18 protein-coding genes are annotated in these 24,227 nt (G+C 71.8%); 13 read left to right on the top strand and 5 right to left on the bottom strand.

Annotation, left to right across the window (positions count from 1 at the left end):
• The first annotated feature begins 14 nt into the window (after positions 1-14).
• The gene (locus WME89_RS22060; RefSeq protein WP_438011098.1) at positions 15-1,442 is read left to right on the top strand and encodes a hypothetical protein; all 1,428 of its coding nucleotides are present in this window, start codon (positions 15-17) and stop codon (positions 1,440-1,442) included.
• Positions 1,443-1,556: 114 nt separating this feature from the next.
• Positions 1,557-1,715, top strand: coding sequence for a transposase (locus WME89_RS22065; protein WP_438011099.1), 159 nt, complete (start codon positions 1,557-1,559; stop codon positions 1,713-1,715).
• 86 nt (positions 1,716-1,801) lie between these two features.
• Here the strand turns inward: WME89_RS22065 and WME89_RS22070 are convergent, their stop codons facing one another.
• On the bottom strand, positions 1,802-3,445 hold the full coding sequence (locus WME89_RS22070) for a cache domain-containing protein (protein WP_438011100.1): 1,644 nt from the start codon (positions 3,443-3,445) through the stop codon (positions 1,802-1,804).
• A gap of 1,125 nt (positions 3,446-4,570) precedes the next feature.
• On the opposite strand from WME89_RS22070, the gene WME89_RS22075 reads away from it, so the two are divergent.
• From WME89_RS22075 to WME89_RS22090, 4 genes are all read left to right on the top strand, one after another.
• Positions 4,571-5,284, top strand: coding sequence for a hypothetical protein (locus WME89_RS22075; protein ID WP_438011101.1), 714 nt, complete (start codon positions 4,571-4,573; stop codon positions 5,282-5,284).
• Between the two features lie 151 nt (positions 5,285-5,435).
• Positions 5,436-6,491 (top strand): phytanoyl-CoA dioxygenase family protein, encoded by a 1,056-nt coding sequence (locus WME89_RS22080; RefSeq protein WP_438011102.1) that lies wholly within the window; start codon positions 5,436-5,438, stop codon positions 6,489-6,491.
• A 46-nt stretch (positions 6,492-6,537) separates the two neighbouring features.
• Entirely contained in the window at positions 6,538-8,601 is a 2,064-nt protein-coding gene (locus tag WME89_RS22085; protein ID WP_438011957.1) for a lipoxygenase family protein, read from the top strand.
• 76 nt (positions 8,602-8,677) lie between these two features.
• On the top strand, positions 8,678-9,850 hold the full coding sequence (locus tag WME89_RS22090) for an alpha/beta hydrolase fold domain-containing protein (RefSeq protein ID WP_438011103.1): 1,173 nt from the start codon (positions 8,678-8,680) through the stop codon (positions 9,848-9,850).
• On the opposite strand, the gene WME89_RS22095 is transcribed toward WME89_RS22090, so the two are convergent.
• Positions 9,837-11,219 (bottom strand): cytochrome P450, encoded by a 1,383-nt coding sequence (locus WME89_RS22095; protein ID WP_438011104.1) that lies wholly within the window; start codon positions 11,217-11,219, stop codon positions 9,837-9,839. The two genes, WME89_RS22090 and WME89_RS22095, sit on opposite strands and share 14 nt — an antisense overlap.
• Before the next feature lie 44 nt (positions 11,220-11,263).
• Positions 11,264-13,294, bottom strand: a complete 2,031-nt coding sequence (locus WME89_RS22100) for a lipoxygenase family protein (RefSeq protein ID WP_438011105.1) — start codon at positions 13,292-13,294, stop codon at positions 11,264-11,266.
• A gap of 413 nt (positions 13,295-13,707) precedes the next feature.
• Here WME89_RS22100 and WME89_RS22105 point away from each other — a divergent pair, with 413 nt between their 5' ends.
• The 7 genes from WME89_RS22105 to ureG are packed head-to-tail and all read left to right on the top strand — an operon-like array spanning position 13,708 to position 19,032.
• The gene (locus tag WME89_RS22105) at positions 13,708-14,562 is read left to right on the top strand and encodes an urease accessory protein UreD (RefSeq protein WP_438011106.1); all 855 of its coding nucleotides are present in this window, start codon (positions 13,708-13,710) and stop codon (positions 14,560-14,562) included.
• Between the two features lie 10 nt (positions 14,563-14,572).
• Entirely contained in the window at positions 14,573-14,914 is a 342-nt protein-coding gene (locus tag WME89_RS22110; protein WP_438011107.1) for an urease subunit gamma, read from the top strand.
• An 18-nt stretch (positions 14,915-14,932) separates the two neighbouring features.
• Positions 14,933-15,247 carry an urease subunit beta gene (locus tag WME89_RS22115; protein ID WP_438011108.1) on the top strand — a complete coding sequence of 105 codons (315 nt, stop codon included), beginning with the start codon at positions 14,933-14,935 and terminating at the stop codon, positions 15,245-15,247.
• A gap of 12 nt (positions 15,248-15,259) precedes the next feature.
• Positions 15,260-16,981, top strand: a complete 1,722-nt coding sequence (gene ureC / locus WME89_RS22120) for an urease subunit alpha (RefSeq protein WP_438011109.1) — start codon at positions 15,260-15,262, stop codon at positions 16,979-16,981.
• Between the two features lies 1 nt (position 16,982).
• Positions 16,983-17,714, top strand: a complete 732-nt coding sequence (locus tag WME89_RS22125; protein WP_438011110.1) for an urease accessory protein UreE — start codon at positions 16,983-16,985, stop codon at positions 17,712-17,714.
• Entirely contained in the window at positions 17,711-18,391 is a 681-nt protein-coding gene (locus tag WME89_RS22130; protein ID WP_438011111.1) for an urease accessory protein UreF, read from the top strand. Before WME89_RS22125 ends, WME89_RS22130 begins: the two co-directional genes overlap by 4 nt.
• Positions 18,388-19,032, top strand: coding sequence for an urease accessory protein UreG (gene ureG / locus WME89_RS22135; protein ID WP_437627189.1), 645 nt, complete (start codon positions 18,388-18,390; stop codon positions 19,030-19,032). Before WME89_RS22130 ends, ureG begins: the two co-directional genes overlap by 4 nt.
• Before the next feature lie 121 nt (positions 19,033-19,153).
• Here ureG and WME89_RS22140 read toward each other — a convergent pair whose 3' ends face one another.
• Both WME89_RS22140 and WME89_RS22145 read right to left on the bottom strand, forming a co-directional pair.
• Positions 19,154-20,146 (bottom strand): alpha/beta hydrolase, encoded by a 993-nt coding sequence (locus WME89_RS22140; protein ID WP_438011112.1) that lies wholly within the window; start codon positions 20,144-20,146, stop codon positions 19,154-19,156.
• 60 nt (positions 20,147-20,206) lie between these two features.
• Positions 20,207-24,223, bottom strand: coding sequence for an ATP-binding protein (locus WME89_RS22145; RefSeq protein WP_438011113.1), 4,017 nt, complete (start codon positions 24,221-24,223; stop codon positions 20,207-20,209).
• Positions 24,224-24,227: the final 4 nt, after the last annotated feature.

Genomic DNA, 24,227 nt, shown 5'->3' on the forward strand with positions numbered 1-24,227 from the left:
AAGGAGCGCTGACCATGGGATACGGCTGTCTGACCGTCACGCGGTGGAACGTGTTCATCGGCCTCTCGTGGCACGAGGCCCTGTTCTGGTGGCCGATGCCGCCGCCGGGGGCCTATGTCCCCCAGAAGTACTGGCCGCACCTCACGTTCGGCCTGGTGAGCGGCACGCACCTCTTCTCGTTCTGGTCGGACCAGGGCAAGCGCGAGATCCAGCTCGACGGCGTGCACTGGATGGGGCGGGGGAGCGACGCGAGCCTCGTCGTCCCGCACGTCGATGTGGTGCAGGGGTGGAATCCGCTCCTGCCCTGGACCATCCTCTTCGGCAGCTCGATCTCCGTGTGGGGGACGAGCGGCGTCGCGATCGGGTGCGACAACCCGATCTTCGGCGAGACGGCCTGCGATCTCGCGTGCTCGCCGTTCAAGACGGTGCCTTTCTCGATCCACCTCGCGTGCAACAGCCCGGTGAGCCTGCCGCTCGACTTCACCGTCGTCTGGGGCACCGCCAAGGCCGGCTTCACCTGGGCCGATTTCGTGGCGTGCCTCGTCGACATAGCGATCGAGATCGCGATGGACATCCTGATGAAGTTCGGCGGCCAGATCGCGGGCAAGATGTGGAAGGGCGCGAAGGCCGCGGGGAAGGGGGTGCTCAAGGGCGCGAAGATGGCGGGCAAGGGGGCCGCGAACCTCGCGCAGCCGTTCGTCGAGCGGGCGGGCAAGGCGTTCATGCGGGAGAGCGCCGAGGAGACGCTCACCAAGATCCTCAAGGAGTCCGCCGAGGAGGCCGCCGACGACGTGGCCTCCAGGCTGGGCAAGCAGGCCGCGGAGAGCTTCTCCGACTCGCTGGGCCGGCTGCGGTCGCAGAGCGACGAGCTGCTCGAGGAGCTCGCGGAGGCCGCCGACGGCAGCCTGTGGAAGTCGTTCAAGCAGGGCGCCGCGGAGCTCGGGGAGGGCGCCGGCGAGCGGCTGAAGAGCGTGGGGAAGAGCCTGAAGTCCGCGGCGACGTCGGCGAAGGACACGCTCCTCGCCATCAAGACGTGGAAGAAGGTGACCGAGCAGAGCCTCCTCCAGTCGAGGAAGGTGAGCGGCATCCTCAAGTACACGGCGCTGGCGAACGGGTTCAAGTACTCGAAGAAGGTCGGCGGGAAGGCCTACAGCTCCATCGACGCGCAGTACCATGACATAGGGGACCTCGACGCGAGCTCGGATGGGTACAGCTTCGGGCCGTTCGCGCTCGGAGACCGGAGCGGCGTTCACGACGACATCGAGGGGGACGAGGAAGAGGTCGAGCTCGAGAAGACCAAGGGCGGCGACCGGTTCGCCTGGCGGGGCGAGGCGGATGCGAGCGCGAAGGCACGCGGGCGCGGGCGTTTCGCGTGGGCGGCGCAGGACGACGACGGGAGCGGCGCGGGCGCGGGCGATCGCTTCGCGTGGATCGCGAGCTAGCACCAAACGCTCCCGCATCCCTTCGCGCTGCCAGAAGCGACTTCCACCACTTCTGGCAGCACAAGCTGCGCGTCTGATAGCGGCTGCCGGCGCAGAGCGTGAGACCGCGAGGGGTTGGAGAAGTTGTGCCGTTACGGCGCGCGCCCGCCGTTCAGCCTGGAGCGCCTCGCTCTGCTGCCCGACGGCCGCATCGCAACTCGGCTTCGGAGGCCACGCCGCAAGGGCGCCACACGCCTCGTGCTCGAGTCCATCGCGTTCATGGCCAGTCCGTAGAGGTCCTGTTCCCGGAGCTGACCACCGAGAGCCAGACATCCAGTGGTGCGGTCCCTGGGGCGGGCTTGGCCCCGTCCGCGGGGTGCTCAGGTCGCCGGGGTCGAGCGAAGCGGGGCCGCCTGGCGGGCGGACATGCAGTGCCTGATGCCCTCCTTCAGGCTGCGCAATGGCCGGATGTCGTCCAGCTCGACGCCGAGCGTGATGAACATGCGCGCTATGTGCGGGCTGATGCCTGTCATGATGCAGGAGCAGCCGAGCAGCCGCGCGGCCCTGGCCACCCGGGCGAGGCGCGCCGCGACCTCCTCATCGATGGCCGGCAGCCCGGTCACGTCGAGGATGATCCAGCGGGCCTGCACCTCGACGATCCGGCGGAGCAGGCCTTCCATCATGTCCGTCGCCCGCGCGGCATCCACCGGCCCGACGATCGACAGCGCGAGGATCTCATCCCATACATCCACGATCGGCAACGACAGCTCGCGAATGGTGATGCGCTGGCGCTCGATGGTCTGGAGCTGCTGCTCGAGGTCGAGCTTGGCAGCGCGCAGCTCGCGGAGCGCCTCCTCGCGCTGGGCGAGCGACTCGGTCTTGGCCTGCGACGCGGCCGCGGACGTACCGAGCGCCGCCTCGAGCTCCCGCTGCGCGACGTTCCTCTCCTCGATCTCCCGCTCCAAACCCTCCTTCGCGCTGTTCAGCAGCGCCGACCGCTCGCGGAGCGCCCGCTGGATGCGACCGAGGAGGACATAAAACATCGCGAACAGCCCCGTGCTCACGCCGGCAAACGCGGCGCAGCCCGCCACGAGCTGCGCGCGAGCGGCGGTGGCGACGCCCGTCACATCGCGCATCACGAGCAACTTCGCTGTTTCGAGCGCCCGGACGTCATCTATCGGGAACAGCGTGCACTCCAGGACGCGGCCGTCCGCCCGGATGGTCACGGTCGGCTCATCGACGGCCAGGCCTCGCCGCGACAGCGTCGCGGAGAGCTCGTCAGGGAGCGCCTGCACCGTGCTGAAGACGGAGACGATCGAGGGGAGCGCCTCCCAGGGAGGCAGCCTGTGCTTCCGGGCGGTCGGCTCCCAGAGCTCTCGGGACACGTACCTCTTGTCGACGAGGATGGCGAGATCGACGCCCGGAACCTCGCGCAACGAGGCGGCGACGTGCTCGAACTCCTTGCCGAGCTCGATGTACCCGAGGAGGCGATCGCCGGAGCGCCAGGGCACGACGTACCGGAGGGTATACGTGCCGAGAGGCCCCTGCTCGTTCCCGACGCTCGGCTGCCCCGTCCGCTCCGCTTCCAGGAGCGTGACGCGGGAGATCGTGTCGCCGAAGCGGGCGGGCTCGTGAACCCGCAAAAAGCTCACGCGGTCGGGCGCATGAAAGTAGAGGTGGGTGATCCCGGCGCGCGCCTCGATCTCCTGGAGAAGCGGTGCCCCCCGCTCGAGGAGCGCTTCGCGATCCTGACGGATCATGGCATCTTCGAGGACCGGATCCCGCTGGATGGCGCTCATCAGCGAGCTCAGGATTTCGATGTTGTCGATGGTCGCCCGCCGGAGGAGCTCCGCTGTGTGCTCGGTTGCCTGCCGGATCGCCTCGTCGCGCCGTGAGGCGAACGCGTTGTAGGTGGTTGCCACATAGAACGTGAGCAGAAGGACCAGCGCGAGCACCAGAGGGGCGAGCACTCTGAGACGTACGTTCTGGTCCGCGTTCGCGCGGACTGTCTTTCGATCCTCCATGAGCCTCCTCCGGCGCCGCGGGCTTCGCCTGGAGCGGCGCTCGCGTGCGACGCGCCGCCGCCCGGGCACCCGCAGACGGATCGTAACCATACGCCCGTCGCATGGAGCGGTTCTACACCTCCCGGCGCGATGAAGATACGACTGTCAGGTGGAGCCTAGGGCACCTGCCGGCGCACGTCTATCACGCTCACCTGCGGAAATGCCTGCTGGAGAGTCGCGAAGGCGTCAGCGAGGGAGCACTCTCGACCGGGACAGATGAAGCTGTCCAGCACCGTACGGAGAAGAGGCGGTTGACATCGACCGAGACGTAGCGTGGCGACCAGCCTCTGGCTGATGCATTGCCATGCGCGCCGGCAAAAAGGCGTCCGAGCGGTGGGGCAGCGCGGCTGGTGGAGCGCCGGCAGAGGCGCCGGTGAACGACTACGTGTGTGGGAGTAGGGCGTCCTGGGGATCCGCAGCTGCGTCCGTCTCCGCCGGATGCAAAGGGAGCTCCACGATGAACGTGGCGCCGGCGCCCGGCTCGCTCTCGACGCGGACGGCGCCGCTGTGCGAGGCCTCGATCCAGCGCACGATGTAGAGGCTCCGAGCGCGAGGTCATCGTCGCCATCCTCAAGCATCTCGGGCTGCCGAGGGAGCCGCCTCCCGTCGCGCGTGCGCGGAGCCCGAGCTGCGAAGCGGCGTGAGCGCCGCAGGCCAAGCCCCCTGGCGCCTGCAACGCCGGCGTCGAGGCCGACGTGCGCCCGCGGCGCTGCCCGCGCCACAGGTTCGGGGCCAACGCGCTCGGTCGCGCAGCGCCGACCGACCCGACGCGCCCCGACAACCGGCGACTGGGCGGTAGAAGGCGCATTCGACGTCCTGCCGGTAGAGATGCACCTCGTCCTCGTCGACACGGGGTGCCGGTGCAAGGTACCGGCGCAGCCGGGCGTCGATGCCGCGTCTACCGGGGTCGCGCCGGGGCGGCGTCGCCGCGCTGTCCGCCCACGGCGCTGCTGCTCGCCGCGCGGCCTCGCCGGGCCGGCCCGAGGCCTCGCTCCCCCTCGACGCCCGATCGCGGGCCACGGCATGGGACCAAGGTCCCATGGCGCGGAGGGCGACGCGCCCCTACCTTGCCGCGACATGGGCCCCGTGAACGGAATTCCGGTCGTCGACCTGGTCGTGCTCATCGACTCCAGCGAATCGATGAAGGACCTGGCAGACACGCTCAGCAAGGTGGTCGGCACAGCCACCCGGGCGGCCAGGATGAAGCACCGAGCGAGCCTCCGGGTCACGTACCTGAGCACCGAGGCCGCGTTTCCCCATACAGTCTTCATGATCCCGGCGCGCGGCTACCTGACCGCGGCGCTCAACGTCGATGGCTCGTTGCTCAGGAGCCGCCCCCGGGGGCAGCGCACCGGCCCGCAGGGACAGCGGTCCACCGGGATCGAGGGGAACGCGGGCCACGCGATCCTGGATGTCGTGACCCACTTCGACTGGCGGCCTGGGGCGACCCGCAACCTCCTCTTTCTCGGCGACGGACCGCTCGACGGCGCCCGCGCCCTCACGCCGACGGGGCAGGGCGTGGACATCGGGGCCGCGAGCCGTGTCATCGAGATCGCCAGGCACGCCGGGGCGCGCGTGCACATGTGCGCTGGCGCCGTCCGGGCGCGCGTCGGCGCAGGGACCCCTGCGCGGCGGCGCGCGGCCATCGAAGCGGAATACGCGCGCGTGGCCGTCGAGACGGGCGGCCGGTCCGTCGTCGCACAGGACGGCGTGGGCGCCTGCCTGGCGATGCTCGAGAACGTCACGGAGACCATCATGACGGACCCGCGGCTCGCCACGACGATGTCCATGACCGGGTGACGACGGCGTCGCGCTGAAGAACGTCGGTCTCGCGGGTCTCCACGCGCGCCTGGGCCCGCGATGCGCGCGGCGCTGGAGGCTCGACGCCACGCGGTGAGCGTTCATTGACATGCCCGATCTCACGGTCGTATATAGCCATTCCAGGATTGACATGAATCTTAACAGCCAGCGGCTCATCGAGATGCACCTGCAGCACGGGGAACGCCTGGTGGCCAGCTCCAGCGGTGGCGCGTCGGTCGAGTGCGAGCCGCACCCCGACCTGCCGCATGTCTACACGGTCGACGCAGGCAAGCTGGCCGCTGGCGAGCCGTTCCGGTACGTGGTGCAACGCGCCGATGGCACCCAGCGGACAGAGCGGTTCTTTGCCCACTCGCTCGATCGGGGCGGGCCCGTGGACGTGTGGGAGGGGATCCGCGCCGTCGACAACGCCTTTTACGCGACCGAGATCCAGGAGCACTTCGAGCGCCGCGGGTTCGCCGTGGTCCGGGGCGTCCTGTCCGCGGACGTGGTGAGCACCTTGAGCGCCGTCGTGAGCCCCCTCATCGCGGACGTATGGCGGGAAGAGAGGGCCGCGTACCGGGACAAGATCAACCTGGAGAAGGTGCTGCTCGGCGTGCCGTACCTCCTCCAGGCGCTGGCCGAGAAGCTGGGCCCGGTCCTGCAGCGCATCCTGGGAGACGAGGTGTTCCTGGAGTACGAGCAGGTCATGGTGGTGCGCGCGGGCTCATCGTACGCCACCCGGCGCCATCGGGACGTCGACGGCGGCAAGGAAGGCTTCTCCGAGGCCTCCAGGCGCCACAAGGGCTCTGTTCACCTCTGGATCCCCCTCGTCGATATCGACGAGACGCGGGCGTGCATGTACATCGACCCGTTCGACGCGCCCGAGCGGTCCCTCGAGATGACGATGCGGGCCGGCGACGCGCTGTTCCTGCACAACTACGTATGGCACGGGAGCCGCGCGAATACCTCCCTGTTCGATCGCGTCTCCTGGCTCCTGAACTTCGCGCCCGCGCCGAGCCGCGACGAGACCAACCCGAGCGCCGACCTCAACCTCCAGCTCCTGCGCGGCGGGGTGCCCGCCGACCTGTCCCCCGACGTTTGCGGCCGGCTGCTCCGGGAGAAGCCCTCGTTCTTGAACCTCTTCGACGCGTTCTTCACGTACGATCCATCCGTCATGCGGATGGTCCACCCGGACAACCGACGGTGAACGCGGGCCTCGCGGTCGCCCGCGCGGCGTCGAGCGCGCGCGCGTGATGCTCGCCGCGCTGCGCCGCCTGCTATCGGCCCTGGGCCTCAGGCCCAGAGAGCTCGAACCGCCGCTCCTCGACGCCGACGAGCTGGCCCGCTGGTACTCGAGCCTCGGCCGCGACGAGCGCGCCGCCGTCAGCCGGCAGCTGGCCGCGCGCGTCCGCGCCCCCCGCGCCGCCCGGGATCCCGCCACCCTGCCCGCCGTCGCCGTCGGGCGCCTTGTGTTCGAGCACGACGGGCCCGAGGGCCCGATCCCGCTGCACCACGTCAAGGTCGAGCTGTGGGACCGGGACCTCGGCGCTCCGGACGACTTCCTGGGCGAGGGCTTCACCGGCGCCGACGGGCGCTTCGCCGTCCGCTACGACCCCGCCGACGCGGGGCTCGGGGACACGCCGGATCTGGAGCTTCGCTTCTTCGAGCCCCAGCACGCCTTCCGCAGCGACGGGCAGGCGGTGGATACGTGGCGGCGCATCGGCTCGGAGCGGGGCCCGGACAACCACGGCGAGCTCCACCACGACTTCGGCACCATCCGGGTGCCCTACTGGGAGTACGACCCCTCCGCGACCTTGCCCCGCCTCCTCGTCGCCGAGGAGGGCACCCCGCCGACCGCCTACGCCCCCGGGCGCGCGCTGGCGATGCTCAAGGCGGTCGCGCCCATCGAGGCCATCAAGCGCCGGCACCTGCTCCAGATCCGCGTCGGCGTGGCGCCCAGCCTGCGCGCGCTCCAGGCCGACTACCCCGAGTCGCTGACGGTCCGCATGGAACGGCAGGCGCCGGGCTCGTCCCGCAGCGACGCCTTCTTCGGCGAGCGCCTGCTCAACGGCATGTTCGCGACGGTCCTGGACCGCGATCCCGAGGCGGCCGGCGATCCGGACGCCTTCCGGCTCTATTTCCCCTGGAACGCCTATGAGCAGGACGGCATCCACTGCCTGCCCGACGTCGATCTCCGGCTGCGGCTCCTCGACGGTCGCCTGCTGCCCGTGCGCATCATCCTGGGGTTGCGGGAGCCGGGGGCGACGGCGGCCGGCTCTCCTGTCACGCGCCGCGCCTTCACGCCGGCCGACGGGGCCGGCTGGGAGGCCGCCAAGCGCGTCGCGCGGGTGAGCGCGACGCTGGACGCCGAGCTGGGCAATCACCTCGCGCAGTGCCACCTGAACCTGGAGCAGTACACCATCGCCGCGCACCGGAACCTGCGGCGGAGCCCGCTGCGCTGGCTGCTCATGCCCCACCTGCGGGAGGTGGTCCTCATCAACCACGCCGCGAACGAGTTCCTGATCGGGCCGGACGGCTACATCACGCGCGCCAGCGCGCTGACCGAGCGCGCCATCGAGGCGCGGCTGCAGCACCTCTTGGGCAGCTACGACTGGCGGGGCTTCGCGCCCGCGCCGCCCGTCTGCGAGGGGCACCGCTACGCCCGCGCCGCGCAGCTGTTCTGGCGGGCGATCGGCGAGCACGTCGACGCCTTCTTCGCCGAGCACGGCGCCGCGGTGGACGCCCAGTGGCTGGAGGTGCGGCGCTTCTCGGACGATCTCGTCGCGCACGCGGTGCCCGCCTTCGTGTGTCGCTGGCTGCGGGCGCGGGTGCCCGGCAAAGGCGCGCCGTGGTTCCAGCGGTCCGAGCGCATGGACCTCGACGCGAAGGCCGCCGAGCCGCCGCCGCGGGCCGTCAGCGCGATCACCCGCACCGACACCCCGCAGCCCGGCGAGGGGGAAGCGCTCAAACAGCTCTGCCGTTACATCATCTTCTTCGCGACGTTCCGGCACTCCTGGGCCAACAACCTCCAGTGGGATGACGGCGGCGACGTCCTTTACTCCTGCCTTGGGCTCCGCTGGGGGCGGGGGGACATCCTGGTGCCCGAGGAGGACCCGGAGGTCGCCCCGCCGCCCGACGACGCCACCGAGATGCTCTGGATCTCCTGGATGCTGTCCAGGACCAGCTACGGTCTCCTCCTCTCCAACGAGGAGGGCGACGTGCACCCGCGGCTCGTGGAGCTGGTCCGCGCCCGCGCCGCCGAGCTCGCCGCGCTGGGCCTCGACGTGAGGACGGTGCAGTCCCGAATCAACATCTGAGCGCCAGGACCGCTCGTATCCAGCGCGGCGTCGCGCGCCTTGTGAACCGCGCGTCCCTCGCCCTATGCTCGCGCGCGTGGATCACCTGGACAGCCTGCGCCTGCTCCTCGGCGGCCTTTTCTTCGGGGTGGCGGTGCTGGGGATCTTCAAGGTGCCTCTGGGCGTCCTCTGGAAGCCCGCGGTCGCCGCGACCGAGTGGGGCCACGCGCTCGCCGTCATCCCGCTCCTCGCGTTGCTGTTGCTGCCTGCCGGGCCAGGGGCAAAGCGGTGGATCGCGCTTGGCCTGACCGCGCTCGCGGTCCCCCTCCTGCTCTCCTCCCTGGCTCGAGCCCTCGTGTGCGCGAAGCGCGTCGAGGGGGAGCTCGCCGCGCGGTTCGGCGCGGCGGCGCCCCGCGAGCTCCCCGGGGCCCCGGCGCGCCCTGCGCCCATCGTCCCTGGCGATCTCCTCTCGGTCTCCACGCCTCGCGTGGCGCCCACCCGGTATGTCTACCGCGAGGTCGAGGAAGGCGCGCTGCACCTCGACCTGTACCGGCGCGCCGACGTGCCCGGGCCTCTGCCCGTCGTGGTGGTGATCCACGGGGGCTCCTGGAACAGCGGGGACAGCTCCCAGCTCGCCTGGCTCAACGGCTACCTCGCCGCCCGCGGCCTCGCGGTGGCGGCGATCGACTACCGGCTGGCGCCCCGGCACACCTTCCCGGCCCAGCGCGACGACGTGCTCGCCGCCGTGACATGGCTCCAGGAGAACGCCGCTCGCCTGGAGCTCGATCCCTCCCGCGTCGCCCTGCTCGGGCGCTCCGCTGGCGGCCAGCTGGCCCTCCTGGCCGCGTACACCGCGGGCGATCCCGCGATCCGCGGCGCCGTCGCGCTCTACGCGCCCTCGGACCTCAACTGGAGCTGGGAGCACCCCACGAACCCGCTGGTGCTGGACAGCCCCAAGACCCTGCGCGAGTACCTCGGGGGGACCCCTGCGCAGGTCAAGGAGCGCTACGACGCTGCGTCGGCCATCGATTTCGTGGTCCCCGGCTCACCTCCGACGCTGCTGATCCACGGGACCCGCGACGAGCTGGTCTACGCCGAGCAGAGCCGCCGCCTCGAGCGGCGCCTGGCCGAGGCCAGCGTCCCCCACCTGCTGCTCGAGCTCCCCTGGGCGACCCACGGCTGCGACGCCAACCCCGCCGGCCCCGGCGGGCAGATCACCACGTGGGCCGTGGAGCGGTTCCTCGCCGCGGCCTTCCTCAGCGCGCGATGAGCTTGCCCGTGACGCCCTTCGGGAGGACCACCCCGAAGAACATGTCTTCCTCGAACGGCGCCGTCGAGTCGACGTGCACCTTCGCGCGGGCGGCGATCGTCGCGAGCGCCGTCTGCATGCACACCATGGCGAAGTTCCCGGCGACGCACGCCCGCGGGCCGCGCATGAACGGGAAGAAATGGCCGCTCCCGAGCGGGTCGCGCGCGACGCCGCCGTCGAGCCACCGGGCAGGCTCGAAGGCGTCCGCGTCGGGCCAGTGGGCCGGATCGCGGTGCAGGTGCTGGTTCGAGATCATGATCGTCGTCCCCGCCGGCACCGTGACGCCGGCGAGCTCTGTGTCGGCGATCGGCGCGCGGATCGTGAGGCGGACGGCCGGGAGGAGGCGCATCGCCTCGTACATGACGGCCTCGACCCAGCACGCGCTGCGCAGCCGCTCGAGGGTCAGCTCCCCCTCGGCCAGCGCGGCGGCCTCGGCCGCGAGGCGCCTGTCGACGCCTTCGACCTTCGCCAGCTGGTGGAACGCGCCGACGAGGGTCGTGCTCGTCGAGAAGACGCCGCCGAAGAACATCAGCCCGAGGATGTGCGCCAGCGCGTCGTCGTCGACGCCGGGCATCTCGCGCAGCGTCCACGAGAGCAGGTCGGTCGCGTCCGGGCTCGGGGCCCGGCGCGCGGCGCTGACCCGTCCGGCGAAGTGACCGTAGAAGCGGGCCTTGGCCGCCTCGAAGCCCCTCGGCAGCCTGACGAACCTCAAGGGGATCTTCGCCTTGATCCGCACGTCGGCGCCCGTGGCGAGCAGCATGAAGTCGTCGAACAGCGCGTCGGGGAGCTCCTCGCCGACCGCGGCGACGGCGAAGGCGTCGAAGGTGAGGCGGCGCAGCGCGGCCACGAGGTCGATCGACGCGCCGCTGCTCCTCGCGCGGAGGCCGTCCGTCGACTCCCTGATCGCCGCCTGCATCGGCCCCACCTGGGCGGCCAGCCACGCCTCGGTCCACGGCTGCGCGAACGGGTCGGCCCGGCGCATCTGCGCCCAGTTACCGCTCTGCGTCGCGATGAAGACCGAGTGCTCCGTCGTCGACGGCCTGATCTGCTCGATGATCGAGGTCTTCTCGAACTCGGTCCGCCGGGAGTCGAGCACCTGCTCGATGAGCGCGGGGTCGTTGAGCACCAGCGCCGGGCTGCCGCCCAGCCAGACCAGCGTGACCCCCCCGTACTCGCGCCCGTACCGCGCGCAGACGTCCCAGGGCGGGGACCCGAAGAAGTCCGTGGCGGTGCCCAGGACGCCGGGCTCCGGCCCCGGGAGGGCCCCCAGCGCCCTGCGCTTCTCGCCGAAGAACACGTTGAACAGGCCTCGAGACAGGGCGTTCGGCACGGGCTGTATCCTTTACGTGGGTTGTCGGAGCGGGCGGCGGCCCGTCAGATGGTGATCCCGCAGGGGATCCGCTCGGCGGACAGCACCGTGTAGGGCACGTCGGACCGCGCGTTGCGCGCGTCCACCGCGGCGCGCTGGGCGCGCAGCCGCTCGAAGAACCGCTCGCGGATCGCGGCCATCTCCGGCTCGACGAAGTAGTCCTCGCGCCACCCGCCCTCGTGGAGCAGGTACTCCTCGTCGTCGCCGAAGCTCGAGAGCGCGCGCCCGATGGCGATCTGCCAGAGGGTCTGGGACTTGGTGGGGAGCATGGCGGCGAGATCGGCCGGGCCGAGCTTCCCCTTCTCCCGCGGCGGCGCCCTGCGCACGCAGAGCGGCGCGTTGGGCACGAAGGCATAGTGATCGTACTGGAGGTAGTTGACCGCGCAGTGCTGGACGCTGACCGTGAAGACGACCGTGCTGAGGAGGTCGACGAGATCGGCGACGCGCGAGAGCTCCGCGCAGGGGAGCTTGTCGATGGGCAGCCCGCGCTCCGTGAGGTCCGCCCACCACGCCTGCATCTCGGCGTCCGCCGCGAGGTCGGCGTCGGACCTGTAGAAGTGGTCGAGCACGCCGCCGACGTACTCCTCGATCGCGTCCCACAGCGCGAGGGAGTCGTCCCGGTAGGGGTAGTACGGCAGGACCGCAGGATCGAGCACGCCGCGGCGCTCGAAGTCCACGCGCGGCTTGTTGTCGGTCAGCTTCCAGCGCGTGAACCCCTTCTTGCCGAGCTGGACGTGGCCCCTGTCGGGACCTCCTGTCGCGATGAAGTCGTCGAACACGCCGCCCTCGTCGAGCAGGGTCACGCGCGCCCCCTCGTTGATGGCGAGGGTGTACCGGAAGTGGCGGCGCAGCAGCTTGTAGACGGGGTGCTGGTCCGAGAGGTTCCGCATCGTCGCCATGACGAACGGCTCCATCACGAAGTGCGTCCGGAGGGCGTGCCCGACCATCTGGTGCGCGTTCCCCTCGCTGCACCGCGTGTAGATCTTCGCCGCGAGCCAGTCGTGCTCGCTGTCGTTCGGGGTGAACACCGGATCCCGCTCCGGGTGGCGCCCGAGCTGGATCGCGATCGGCCGGAGCTGGCCGGCGTCGTCGCGGTACAGGAGGCACCGCGCCGGGGGGGCCCAGCGCCGCTCCTCGGCGCCTTCCTCATCGACCTTCCTGAACATCGGGATGTCCTCGAGGATCTCGAAGTCGAGCAGGAAGACCCGCTTCGACGCGAGCGCCTGCGCCACGGAGACGCCTGGCGAGAGGACGCCGCGGACGTCGGCGTCCGTGAGCGGGAGGCCCCTCGGCAGGGCGGTGATGAGCTCGATGTGGATCGGGCTGACCCCCTGGACGGCCTGCCGCGCGAACTCGAGGTCGTGCTGCCACCGCGGGGCGACCGACGGGACCTCGATCCCTTTGAATACGTCGATCATGTCCACCAGCGCGTTCCAGGCCCTCGTCAGCGTGGGTATCCTCAGCTTCAGCGTGGCCATCGTCCTGGCGAAGATGGCCTCGTAGCTCCCGTCGGTGAGGCCCCGGTACCGCTCGTCCTTCGGGAGCGGCCGCGCCTTGCTGATGTCGAGCGCGCCAGGGAGCTCGGCCGTCGCCTCGGCGGGGCGCCAGGCGTAGATCTCCCGGCGGCGCTCGATCTGCGCGGCGCGGGCGGCCGCCTCTCGCTCGCTCCGGGCGTGCTGGGGGAGCCGCGCCGTGCCTTCGAGGACCTCCGTCCTCGAGCCGCCGAGGACCCACCGGAAATGCGGGAAGTACCAGCTCCGCTCGCCGGCCGTCACCCGGGCGAAGTCAAGGAGCCAGTCGCTGCCCGCGAGCTTCCCGTCGTTGGTGAACCGGAGCAGGAGCAGCTCACCGAGATCATCGGACTCGATGTCGTAGACGTCCTCCGCGCCGGCCACGAAGTCGTTGTGGAAGCGCCTGTCGAGCCGGTGCGGCCCGCTCTCGCCTCGCGTGCCGACGAGCATGACGGTGATATCGGCGTCCGTCCCGGCGCCGAGCTGATTGCCCGTGCGGACTGCGATCTTGTACTCGACGATCATCGATCCCCCGTTCCTCGGTCTGGCGGTCGCAGCGGAAGGCGTGCGCGCGTGATATCCACGGCCGCACCCTGTTCGACAGCCCTCGGGCGTGGAGTAAACCGTAACACGCTCGCTCGTGTCAAGGCGGCGCGGGCCTGCGAAAGCGCCTTTATCGAGGGTCCAGATTCCATCGAACGCTCGGTATGGCGATCTGACGACAGCCGCGCTCCCCGAGACCTCGGCCCGCCGCGGCCTGAGCCGTCGAGCGTCGCCGCGAGGGTGCGCGCGCAGCGTGGCACGCCGAGGTGGACGATCGGTATGGGACCAAAGTCCTATGGACAACGCTGCGCGCGCTGAAGTACAAGGGCGGGGCCGCATCGACGAGAAGCGAACGGCGGCGACGGGGTTGTTTGCACGCTCTGCGCGGGATCTCCATGGCTGACCCGAACGACCACCCCGAACATCTCCTCGGGCTGCGCCGGGACAACGGGTTCCTGGAGGTCCGCTTCGAGCGGCACGGCCGCACGAGGCCGGTGCACCTCGCGCACCGCGTGCCGTGTCGCATGCTCTTCCCGCGGCAAGAGCCGGACGAGCCGCTGCTCGGGGTGTTCATCACGACCTCCGGCGGGATGGCCAGCGGCGATGTCCTCCGGGTCGCCGTCGAAGCTGGCCGCGGCGCCACGGCCACGGTGACGAGCCAGGCGGCCGAGAAGATCTATCCCTCGCTCGGCGCTCCCAGCCGCCTCTCGCTCGGTCTTCGCGTCGAGGAGGGCGCCGCGCTCGAGTGGCTACCCCAGGAGACGATCCTCTTCGACAACGCCCGCTTCGAGCGGCGCGTCGAGCTCGACGTCGCGCCCGGCGGGAGCCTCCTCGCGCTCGATATCGTCGTGTTCGGCCGGCTGGCCCGGGGCGAGCGCTTCTCGGCCGGCGCGCTGCACGACGTCTGGCGCGTCCGGCGCGGCGGGCGGCTCACGTGGGCGGACGCGCTCTCCCTCTCCGGCGACATCGCCGCGCAGATCGCGGCCCCTGCGGGCTTCGGGGGCGCCACGGCGGCGGGGCTCGTGCTGCTCGTCGCCGACGACGCGGCGGCGTGGGTCGACGAGGCCCGGGCGCGGCTCGCGGGTGGGTCGAGCCGCGCGGGCGTCACGCTCGTCGGCGGGGCGCTCGTGGCCCGCGCGCTCGGCGCGGAGCCGGCGCACGTGCGGCGCGATCTCACCGATCTCGTCTCGTGGCTCAGGGCGGCGCGCTCGGGCCATCCGGCGCGCATGCCGCGGTTCTGGTCGATCTGAGGAGGAGTCGATGAATCTCACCCCCCGAGAGAAGGATAAACTGCTGATCTCCATGGCCGCCATGGTCGCGCGCCGGCGGCTGGAGCGCGGCGTGAAGCTCAACTACCCGGAGGCGATCGCGCTCATCTCCGACTTCGTGCTGGAGGGCGCCCGCGACGGCTATTCCGTGGAGGACCTGATGAGCCGGGGCGCGCGCGTGATCTTCGAGGATGAGGTGATGGAGGGCGTCGCCTCGATGATCCACGACGTGCAGGTCGAGGCGACGTTCCCCGACGGCACGAAGCTCGTCACGGTCCACAACCCGATCGGCCCGCGGCTCGGGATCCATGCGTCGCCGCAGGACAAGGCGTAGCGACGAGGAGGAGGTCTCATGATTCCCGGAGAGATCATCACGCCCATGGGACAGGTGGATATCCAGCTCAACACGGGCCGGCCCACCACCACGATCACCGTCAAGAACACCGGCGATCGGCCGATCCAGGTCGGCAGCCATTACCACTTCTACGAGGTCAACGCGGCGCTCGACTTCGAGCGCGAGGAGGCCCGCGGCATGCGGCTCGACATCCCGGCCGGCACCGCGAGGCGCTTCGAGCCGGGCCAGACGTACGACGCCGTGCCGCTCGTGGCCTTCGGCGGCGCCCGTATCGTCGTGGGATTTCAGGGGAAGATCAACGGCTCACTCTAGGAGACTCTGGCGATGCCTCATCCGATCTCTCATTCCAGCTACGCGAGCCTGTACGGCCCGACCCTGGGCGACAAAGTGCGGCTCGCCGACACGGATCTCCTCATCGAGGTCGAGCAGGATCTCACCGCCCTCCAGGGGTACGGGGAGGAGGTCTCGTTCGGCGGCGGCAAGGTCATCCGCGATGGCATGGGCCAGTCCCAGCGGACGCGGGCCGAGGGCGCCGTCGACACGGTGATCGTCAACGCGCTCATCCTCGACCACTGGGGCATCGTCAAGGCGGACATCGGCCTCAGGGACGGCCGGATCGCCGCCATCGGCAAGGCCGGCAACCCCGACGTGCAGGACGGCGTGACCATCGTCATCGGCCCCGGCACGGAGGTCATCGCGGGCGCCGGGAAGATCGTCACCGCCGGCGGCATCGACACGCATGTCCACTTCATCTGCCCGCAGCTCGTCGACGAGGCGCTCTGCTCGGGCCTTACCACGCTGATCGGCGGGGGCACCGGGCCGGCGGCGGGCACGACCGCGACGACCTGTACGCCCGGCCCCTTCCACATCCGGCGCATGCTCCAGGCCGCCGAGGCGCTGCCGATCAACATCGGCCTGTTCGGCAAGGGGAACACGAGCCGGCCCGCCGGCATCATCGAGCAGATCGAGGCTGGCGTTTGCGGGCTGAAGCTCCATGAAGACTGGGGCACCACGCCCGCGGCCATCGACAATTGCCTCGCCGTCGCCGACGCGTACGACGTCCAGGTGGCGATCCACTCCGACACGCTGAACGAGGGCGGCTTCTTGCAGGATACGATCCGTGCCTTCAAGGGGCGGACGATCCACTCGTTCCACACCGAGGGGGCCGGCGGCGGCCATGCGCCCGACGTCATCGCGCTGGTCGGGGTGCCCAACGTGCTCCCGGCGTCCACGAACCCGACCCGGCCCTATACCCGGAACACGGTCATCGAGCACCTCGACATGCTCATGGTCTGCCACCACCTCAACAGGGAGATCCCGGAGGACCTGAAGTTCGCCGAGAGCCGGATCCGGCAGGAGACGATCGCGGCCGAGGACATCCTGCACGACATCGGGGCCATCTCCATCATGTCGAGCGACAGCCAGGCGATGGGGCGCATCGGCGAGGTGGTCCTGCGGACCTGGCAGACCGCGCACAAGATGAAGAGCGACCGCGGCAAGCTGCCGGAGGACAAGTCGGACAACGACAACTTCCGCGCCAAGCGCTATGTCGCCAAGTACACGATCAACCCGGCCATCGCCCAGGGCGTCAGCCGGTATATCGGTTCGGTCGAGGTAGGCAAGCTCGCCGATCTCGTGATCTGGTCGCCTGCCTTCTTCGGGGTCAAGCCGGACATGGTGCTCAAGGGCGGCTCGATCGTCATGGCGCCGATGGGCGATCCCAACGCCGCCATCCCGACGCCGCAGCCCGTTCACTACCGGCCGATGTACGCGGCCTACGGCCGGAGTGCGATCGAGAGCTCGGTCCTGTTCGTCAGCCAGGCGTCGCTCCTGGCCGGGGTCGCGTCGACCGCGGGGCTGTCGCGCCCGCTGCTCGCGGTGGAGAACACCCGGTCCGGGATCTCGAAGGCGAGCATGATCCACAACAGCGCCACGCCGAGCATCGAGGTCGACCCGGAGCGCTACACGGTGAAGGCCGACGGCGAGCTGCTCACCTGCAAGCCGGCCGAGGTGCTCCCCATGGCCCAGCGCTACTTCCTGTTCTGACATGCGACGCGCCATCGAGGTTGTTCCCCGCGGGAGTTATCCTGAAGCCGCCGCCGAGGCGTGGGTGACGCTCGCCCACGACGATCGGCACCGCCGGCGGATCCGGCTCGCGACCGATCAGGGGTGGGAGTTCCTGCTCGACCTTCCGGAGGCGACCGTGCTCGGCGACGGGGACGGCCTCCGGCTCGACGACGGCGCCTGGATCCGGGTCCGCGCCGCGGACGAGGAGCTCGTCGCCGTCACCTGCCGCGAGGCCACGGACCTGGCCCGCATCGCCTGGCATATAGGCAACCGTCATATTCCGGCGGCCTTCGACGTCGCGCGGATCCTCATCCGGCACGATCACGTGATCGTCGACATGGTCCGGGGGCTCGGCGCCGAGGCGACGCCGCTGCGCGCCCCCTTCACGCCGGAGCGCGGCGCCTATGATCGGCCGTCGCCGCACGGGCATTCCCACGCGCACGACCATGAGCATGGGCATTCCCACGATCATGGACACTCCCACGCTCACGGCCACGACCATGAGCACGATCATGGGGACTCCCAGGATCACGATCACGGGCATTCCCACGATCACGGGCATTCCCACGATCACGGGCATTCCCAGGATCACGGGCATTCCCACGATCACGGGCATTCCCACGATCATGGGCATTCCCACGATCATGGGCACTCTCACGGCCATGGGCATTCCCCCGATCATGAGCGCGATCGCGAGGACGGACACGGGTGATCGCCGTGGGTGAGGGAGCGCTCTACCGCCTGCTGAGCTGGATGTCGCCGGCCTACCCGGTCGGCGGGTTCAGCTACAGCCACGGGCTCGAGTGGGCGGTCGAGGCGGGCCTGGTGACGACGGCGGACCAGCTCCGGGCCTGGGTGGCGACGATCCTCGGCGAGGGCTCCGGCCGGGTCGACGCGGCCCTGCTCGCGGCCGCCTGGCGCGCGGAGCGGGACCAGGAGCTCGACGAGGTGGCCGAGCTCGGGGCGGCGCTCCGGGGCACCCGCGAGCTCGCGCTGGAGAGCGCGCAGCAGGGCGCCTCCTTCCTCACCATCACCCGCGCCGCCTGGCCGCACCCCCGCCTCGACGCGTTCGCCGAGCGCCACGCGGGCGAGGCGCCGCTCCCCGTCGCCGTCGGCCTCGCCGCGGCCGCGCACGGCGTGCCGCTCGATCCGGCGCTGACGGCGTACCTGCACGCCTTCGGCTCCGGCCTCGTCTCGGCGGGCATCCGCCTCGTCCCGCTCGGCCAGACGGACGGCCAGCGGGTCGTGGCGGCCCTCGAGCCGGTCATCGTCGACGCCGCCCGGCGCGCCCGCGAGACGCCGCTCGACCGCATCGGCGCCGCGACGCCGGGGGTCGATCTCTCGTCGATGCAACACGAAACCCAGCACACGAGGTTGTTCCGGTCATGACAACAGCGAACCATGGTCCCCTCCGCGTCGGAATCGGAGGGCCGGTAGGCTCCGGCAAGACGGCGCTCGTCGATCGCCTCTGCAAGCGCATGCGCGACGAGTGGCGCGTCGCCGTGGTCACCAACGACATTTACACGAAGGAAGACGCGGAGTTCCTGACCCGCTCCGGCGCGCTCAGCCCCGAGCGCATCGTCGGCGTCGAGACGGGCGGCTGCCCCCACACGGCCATCCGCGAGGACGCCTCCATCAACCTGAGGGCCGTCCAGGAGATCGCGCAGCGCCTGGCGCCGCTCGATCTCGTGTTCGTCGAGTCCGGCGGCGACAACCTGGCCGCGACCTTCTCGCCGGAGCTCGCCGACCTGACCCTCTACGTCATCGACGTGTCGGCCGGCGACAAGATCCCGCGCAAGGGCGGCCCCGGCATCACGCGCTCGGACCTGCTCATCATCAACAAGATCGACCTCGCGCCCATGGTCGGCGCGAGCCTCGAGGTGATGGACAGGGACGCCAGGAAGATGCGGGGCGACAGGCCGTTCCTCTTCACCAACCTGAAGGAGAACAAGGGCGTCGAGGAGATCGCCGCCTTCATCGTGAAGAAGGGCGGCCTCGACGCTGGCGGCCGCGCCGCGGCGGGCGGCTGAGGGGCTGGCGGACGCCGGGGGCGGTCTACCCTGGGCAAGCCGAGCTGCCCTCCTGCCCCCCTGGGCAAGCCGAGCTGCCCTCCTGCACCCGAGCCAGCGGGCTGGCATTCCTCACGGGGAGTCAGGGCAGGCAGCTCGGCGTCTCGGGCCGGCCGCGCAGCCAGTCGGCGATGCGCTCGCCGGCCGCCGGGCCGCTGCGGTGGAGCATGTACGTGTGGCCGGCCTGCGGCACGCGATCGAGCGTCACCGAGGGTGACTGGATGAAGCTCGCCGCCGCGAGGGGGGCGAAGGCGGAGGGGAACAGCCGATCGCCGTCGGCGAGCTGCAGGAGCACCGGGACGCGGACGAACGGCGCGAGGACGCGCGAGGGCTGGAGGGTGATCGTGAGGATCTCGCCGCTGGGCGTCAGGTTGGCGGCGGCGGTGTCCGCGGCGACGACCCACGGCTCGGCGGCGGCGGTGTAGAACATCGCGGCGCGGTGGGACGGCGTGCCCAGGAAGTACTCGTAATCGCCGAGGAGGGCGCGCGGGATGTCGCCGGTGGTGAAGTCGGCGAGGAACCGCGTGGAGGGGAACTGGTGGTACCCCATCGCGATCAGGGCATCGACGTCGTCGAACAGGCCTGCCTCGAGCTCCGAGACCTCGGCGCCGGCGCTGTGGCCGCCGATCGCGACGTGGTCGAACTCCCCGCGGAGCTGCTGGACGATCTGGTGAGCGATGTCCGCGTGCACGTCCACCGTCGCCCTGTATCCGTCATCCAGGGTGCTCGCGCCGTAGCCGAGCCGGTCGATGGCCACCACGGTGTAGCCGGCGGCGGCCAGGGTGCGCGCGTAGGAATAGCCCTCCTCGGGGCTGAAATCCCAGGCCTCGGCGCTGTAGGAGAGTCCGTGCTGCAGCAGCACGACCGACGTGGCCGCGCAGGGCGGGTCGACGCGGAAGCCGTGGATCTCGCGCTCGACGCTGCGCGCGTAGGGATCCGTCACGCTGAATGTCACCGGAGCGGGCTCCAGCGGGCCGCTGTCAGCGCGCGCGACGGGGAGGCCTGCGGACGCCGCGGCCAGGAGCGTGGCCGCGATGACCGAGGAGCGGTGCTGCTTCATGGTTCGAGAGCGCATGGTCATGCCGACACGGTAAGGCAGAGCACGGCGCGAAGCACCCGCGCCGCACGATCTCGGTCATGAAGCCGCGTCGCCGCGCTCCGGCGCGGCCAGCCGCTCGCCGAGCTCGCGGATCCGGAACTCCTCGGCCAGCCCGCGCACCTCGCGGAGCCACGGCGCGAGCCGCGGGTCCTCCGCCTCGAGCGCGGCGAGCCGCTGCACGACGTCCTGGATGCGTCCCCGCTCGACGAGCTCCGCGAGCCGCGCCAGCTCTTCCGCGGGCGGCGGCACGACCGGCCCGCGCAGCGGCGCCTCGCCGCCGTCGCCTTCCGCGCCCGCGCCGCCACGCGCGCTCGCGGGCGCCGCGCGGACCCAGGTGAGGGCGAGGCGGCGCTCCAGGAGCGCGAGCAGGGCGCCGAGGTCGATGGGCTTCGGGAGGAAGCCGTCGCAGCCGGCGGCCGCGCTGCGCGCCCGCTCGGGCTCCTCCACGCTCGCCGACGTGGCGAGGATCGGCAGGCCGGCGAGCCCCGGGAGCTGGCGGATGCGGCGCGCGGCCTCGTCGCCGCCGAGATCGGGCATGCGGAGGTCCATCAGCACGAGGTCCGGCCTGCACGCCTCCGCCACCACGACGGCCGCCTCGCCGCCGTCGGCCTCCTCGACCTCGAAGCCGAGCGGGGCGAGCGCGTCCCGCAGGAAGGCGCGGTTGTCCTCGTGGTCGTCCACCACGAGGATCGTCCGGCGCGCGCCCTCGTACCCGGTGATCGCCGCGGCCCCGCGCCGCGTGCCGGACGGCGCCGGCGACGCGCCGGCGAGGGCGGGCAGGTCGAGGGCCACGGTGAAGGCGCTGCCCTCGCCGGGCGCGCTCTCCACGTCGATGCGGCCGCCCATCTGGTCGACGATGCGCCGGGTGATCGCGAGCCCGAGGCCCGCGCCCTCCACGCGCGCGCGCTCGTCGCCGGCCTGCTCGAACGGCTCGAAGATGCGGGCGAGATCCGCCGGCGCGATGCCGGGGCCGGTGTCCTCGACGCGGAAGACGACGCCGCCGCGCCCCTCTCGCTCGCCCCCCGCGACCCGGAAGGTCACCCGCCCCGCGCGGGTGAACTTGATGGCGTTGCCGAGCAGGTTGAGGAGCACCTGCGTGAGCCGCTTCTCGTCGGCCCGCACCCACGCCGGCGTGCCCGCCGCGACCTCGTGCTCGAACGCGAGCCCCTTCTGCGCCGCGCGCACCTTGCACAGCTCCGCGACCGTGCGCGCGAGCGACGGCAGGTGGACGTCGCCCGGCGCGAGGTCCATCCGGCCGGCCTCGATGCGGGCGAGATCGAGGACGTCGTCGATCAGGGTGAGCAGGTGCTCGCCCGACCGGCGCACCACGTCCACGCTGGGCCGGTCCTCCGGGGCGAGCCGCGGCGAGCGCTGGAGGAGCTGCGCGTAGCCGAGGATGCCGTTGAGCGGCGTGCGCAGCTCGTGGCTCATGCTGGCGAGGAAGGTGGTCTTCGCCTGGTTCGCGGCGTCGGCGGCGTCCCTGGCGGCCGTGAGCTCGGCGGTGCGCTGCTCGACGAGCAGCTCCAGCTCGCGCGTCCGCCGCCTGAGCGCCCGGAGCCGCAGGCGCACGCCGCCGTAGACGAGCCCGCCCAGCGCCGCCGCGTACCCGAGGTAGGCCCAGGCGGTGCGCCACGGCGCGGGCCGGACGCGGAAGGCGATGGTCGCCGGGCCGGCGACGTTGCCGGCGTGATCGCGGCCCCAGACCTGGAAGGTGTACGGGCCGGGCGCGAGGTTCGTGTAGCGCGCGCTCGCGTCGGCGCTCCACGCGCTCGGCGCCGCGTCGAAGCCGGCGAGCTGGGAGCTGTAGCGCGTGCTGCGCTCGTGGAAGAGGCTCAGGAGCGTGTACTCGAATGAGACGGTGTTCTCGTCCCAGCCGAGCGACGCGCCGGGCGCGAGGGCGAGCGCGCCGCGCGCACGTTGAGCGCGCGCGGTGAGGGCGAGCGGCCGGGGCGCGACGTCCGGCACCTCCTCGGCCGGATCGAGCACCGCCACCCCGCCGGTGGTGCCCGCCCAGACGCGGCCCCGGCTGTCGATGAACGAGCCGTTCTGGTTGCACTCGTTGCTCGGCAGCCCATCCTCGGTGGTGAAGGTGTAGGCCGCGAGCTCGGCGGGGTCGTCCGGCGTGGGGGCGCGCGGGGTGAAGCGGGTGACGCCGCGGTCGGTGAAGGCGTAGATCCGGCCCTGCGCATCCGCGCGCACGCCGTAGACGATGCTGTCCGGCAGCGACGGCTGGCTCCGCTCGTTCAGCGGCTCGAGCCACGCCTCCGCGTCGAGGTCGTAGCGCGAGATCCCGCCCTGGGTGCCGATCCAGAGCACCCGCGCGCCGCGCCTGTCCCGGATCTCGGTGAGCGCGGCGACCGCGTTCGAGGCGAGCGGCGCGTCCGCGGCCGTGTAGCTCCGCCACTGCCCGCCCGTGCGCCGCGAGAGCCCCCTCATGGTGCCGAACCAGGTGGAGACCTCCCCGCCCGGCGCTGCGGTCTCGAGGATGCTGGTCAAGTGGTCGTCCGCGAGGGGCACCTGCGCCTTCGTGAAGACCTGCCACGCGCCGTGCGCGTCCAGGCGCGCGGCCCCGGTGTCCGTCGCGATCCAGAGCGCGCGGCCGTCCAGCGACTCCGAGAGCGCCAGGCCGCCGGAGCCGGGGAGGGGGGAGCTCTGCTTCGTGTACGTGGTGAGCTGCCCGCCTGCCCAGCGATGGATCCCGGCGATGTCGCTGCCGATCCAGACCACCCCGGGCTCACGCGAAGACGGCAGGAGGAAGGTCACCAGGGTGCCGAGCTTGCCGGCGAGCTCGGGGGCGTCGAGCGGCGCGAAGCCCTGCTCCGACGATCGCACCACCGTGTCGTTCACGGCCACCCAGAGCTCGGGCGGGCCAGCTTGCCCTCCCGGCGCGCGCACCTCGGCGATGGAGCTGATGGTGCCGGACAGGCCCGCGTTCCGCTGCGTGAACCCCACCCACCCGTCGTGCCGCAGCCGCGCGAGGCCGCCGGCGTTGGTGCCGATCCAGAGCGTGCGCCCGCCGTGCGCCTCGCCGGTCGCCGCGAGCGCCATCACGTGGTCGTCGGGCAGGGTGGAGCTCGCCTTGGTCAGCGCCGTCCAGGTCCCGCCCGCGAGCCGGGCGAGGCCGCCGCCGTAGGTGGCGGCCCAGAGCGTCCGCGCGCCGGTGCCGCTCACGGTCTCGGCGAGCGCCCGCACGGGGTGCGCCAGCGCCGGCGCGCTCGCGGGGGTGAAGCTCTCCCACCTCCCATCCGCGAGCCGGGCGACGCCGCCCCTCGTGCCTGCCCAGAGCACGCGGCTCCCCGCCTCCCCGGAGGTCTCGAGCAGGGCCATGACCACGTTGCTGGGCAGCCCGTCCGCGGTCGTCGCGAAGCGGGCGCAGCCCCGATCGTCGCAGCGAAAGAGGCCGTCGCCCGAGCCGACCCAGAGCGCCGGCTCGCCGCCCGGGAGCGTCGTCGCGTGCAGCGCGCGCACGTCCGGGTGCTCGAAGCCGGGCCCCAGGTCGACCCGTGTCCACCGTTCGCCATCGAGGCGGTAGAGGCCGTCGGTCGTCCCGACCCAGAGCGCGCGCCCTGCTCCCGTGGGCGCCTCGATCAGCGTCCGGATCGGTTTTTCGCCCGTGAGCCCCTCGGCGGCCCCGAAGCGCGTGAAGCGCCCCTCCGCGAAGCGGAGGATCTGGCCGGTCATCATCCCGAACCAGACGGCGCCGTCCTGCCCCACGGCGACCCCCTGCACCCAGCTCGACCCCCCGCCGGTGGGCAGGGGGAGGGGGGTGAAGCGGCGCCCGTCGTACGAAGCCGCGCCGTTCTGGGTGCCGATCCACAGGCGGCCGCCGGGCTCGAAGGCGATGGAGTTGATGGTGATCTGGGGGATGCCGTCCTCCGCGTCGAAGACGCGCATCGACGGCACGCCGCGCGCCCGGAGGTCGCCTGGGGCGGGAGCGTTGCCCGCGGGGGCGGGCGTGTCGCCCGCGGCCGGGGCGGGCGCGAGCGTCGCGGCGAGCCCGAGCGCGAGGGCGAGGCGCAGGCGGTCCCGGGGGAAGGAGAACCGACGGTTCATGCGG

The organism is Sorangium sp. So ce321 (assembly GCF_051530195.1).
In the GTDB taxonomy this organism is placed as follows: domain Bacteria; phylum Myxococcota_A; class Polyangia; order Polyangiales; family Polyangiaceae; genus Sorangium.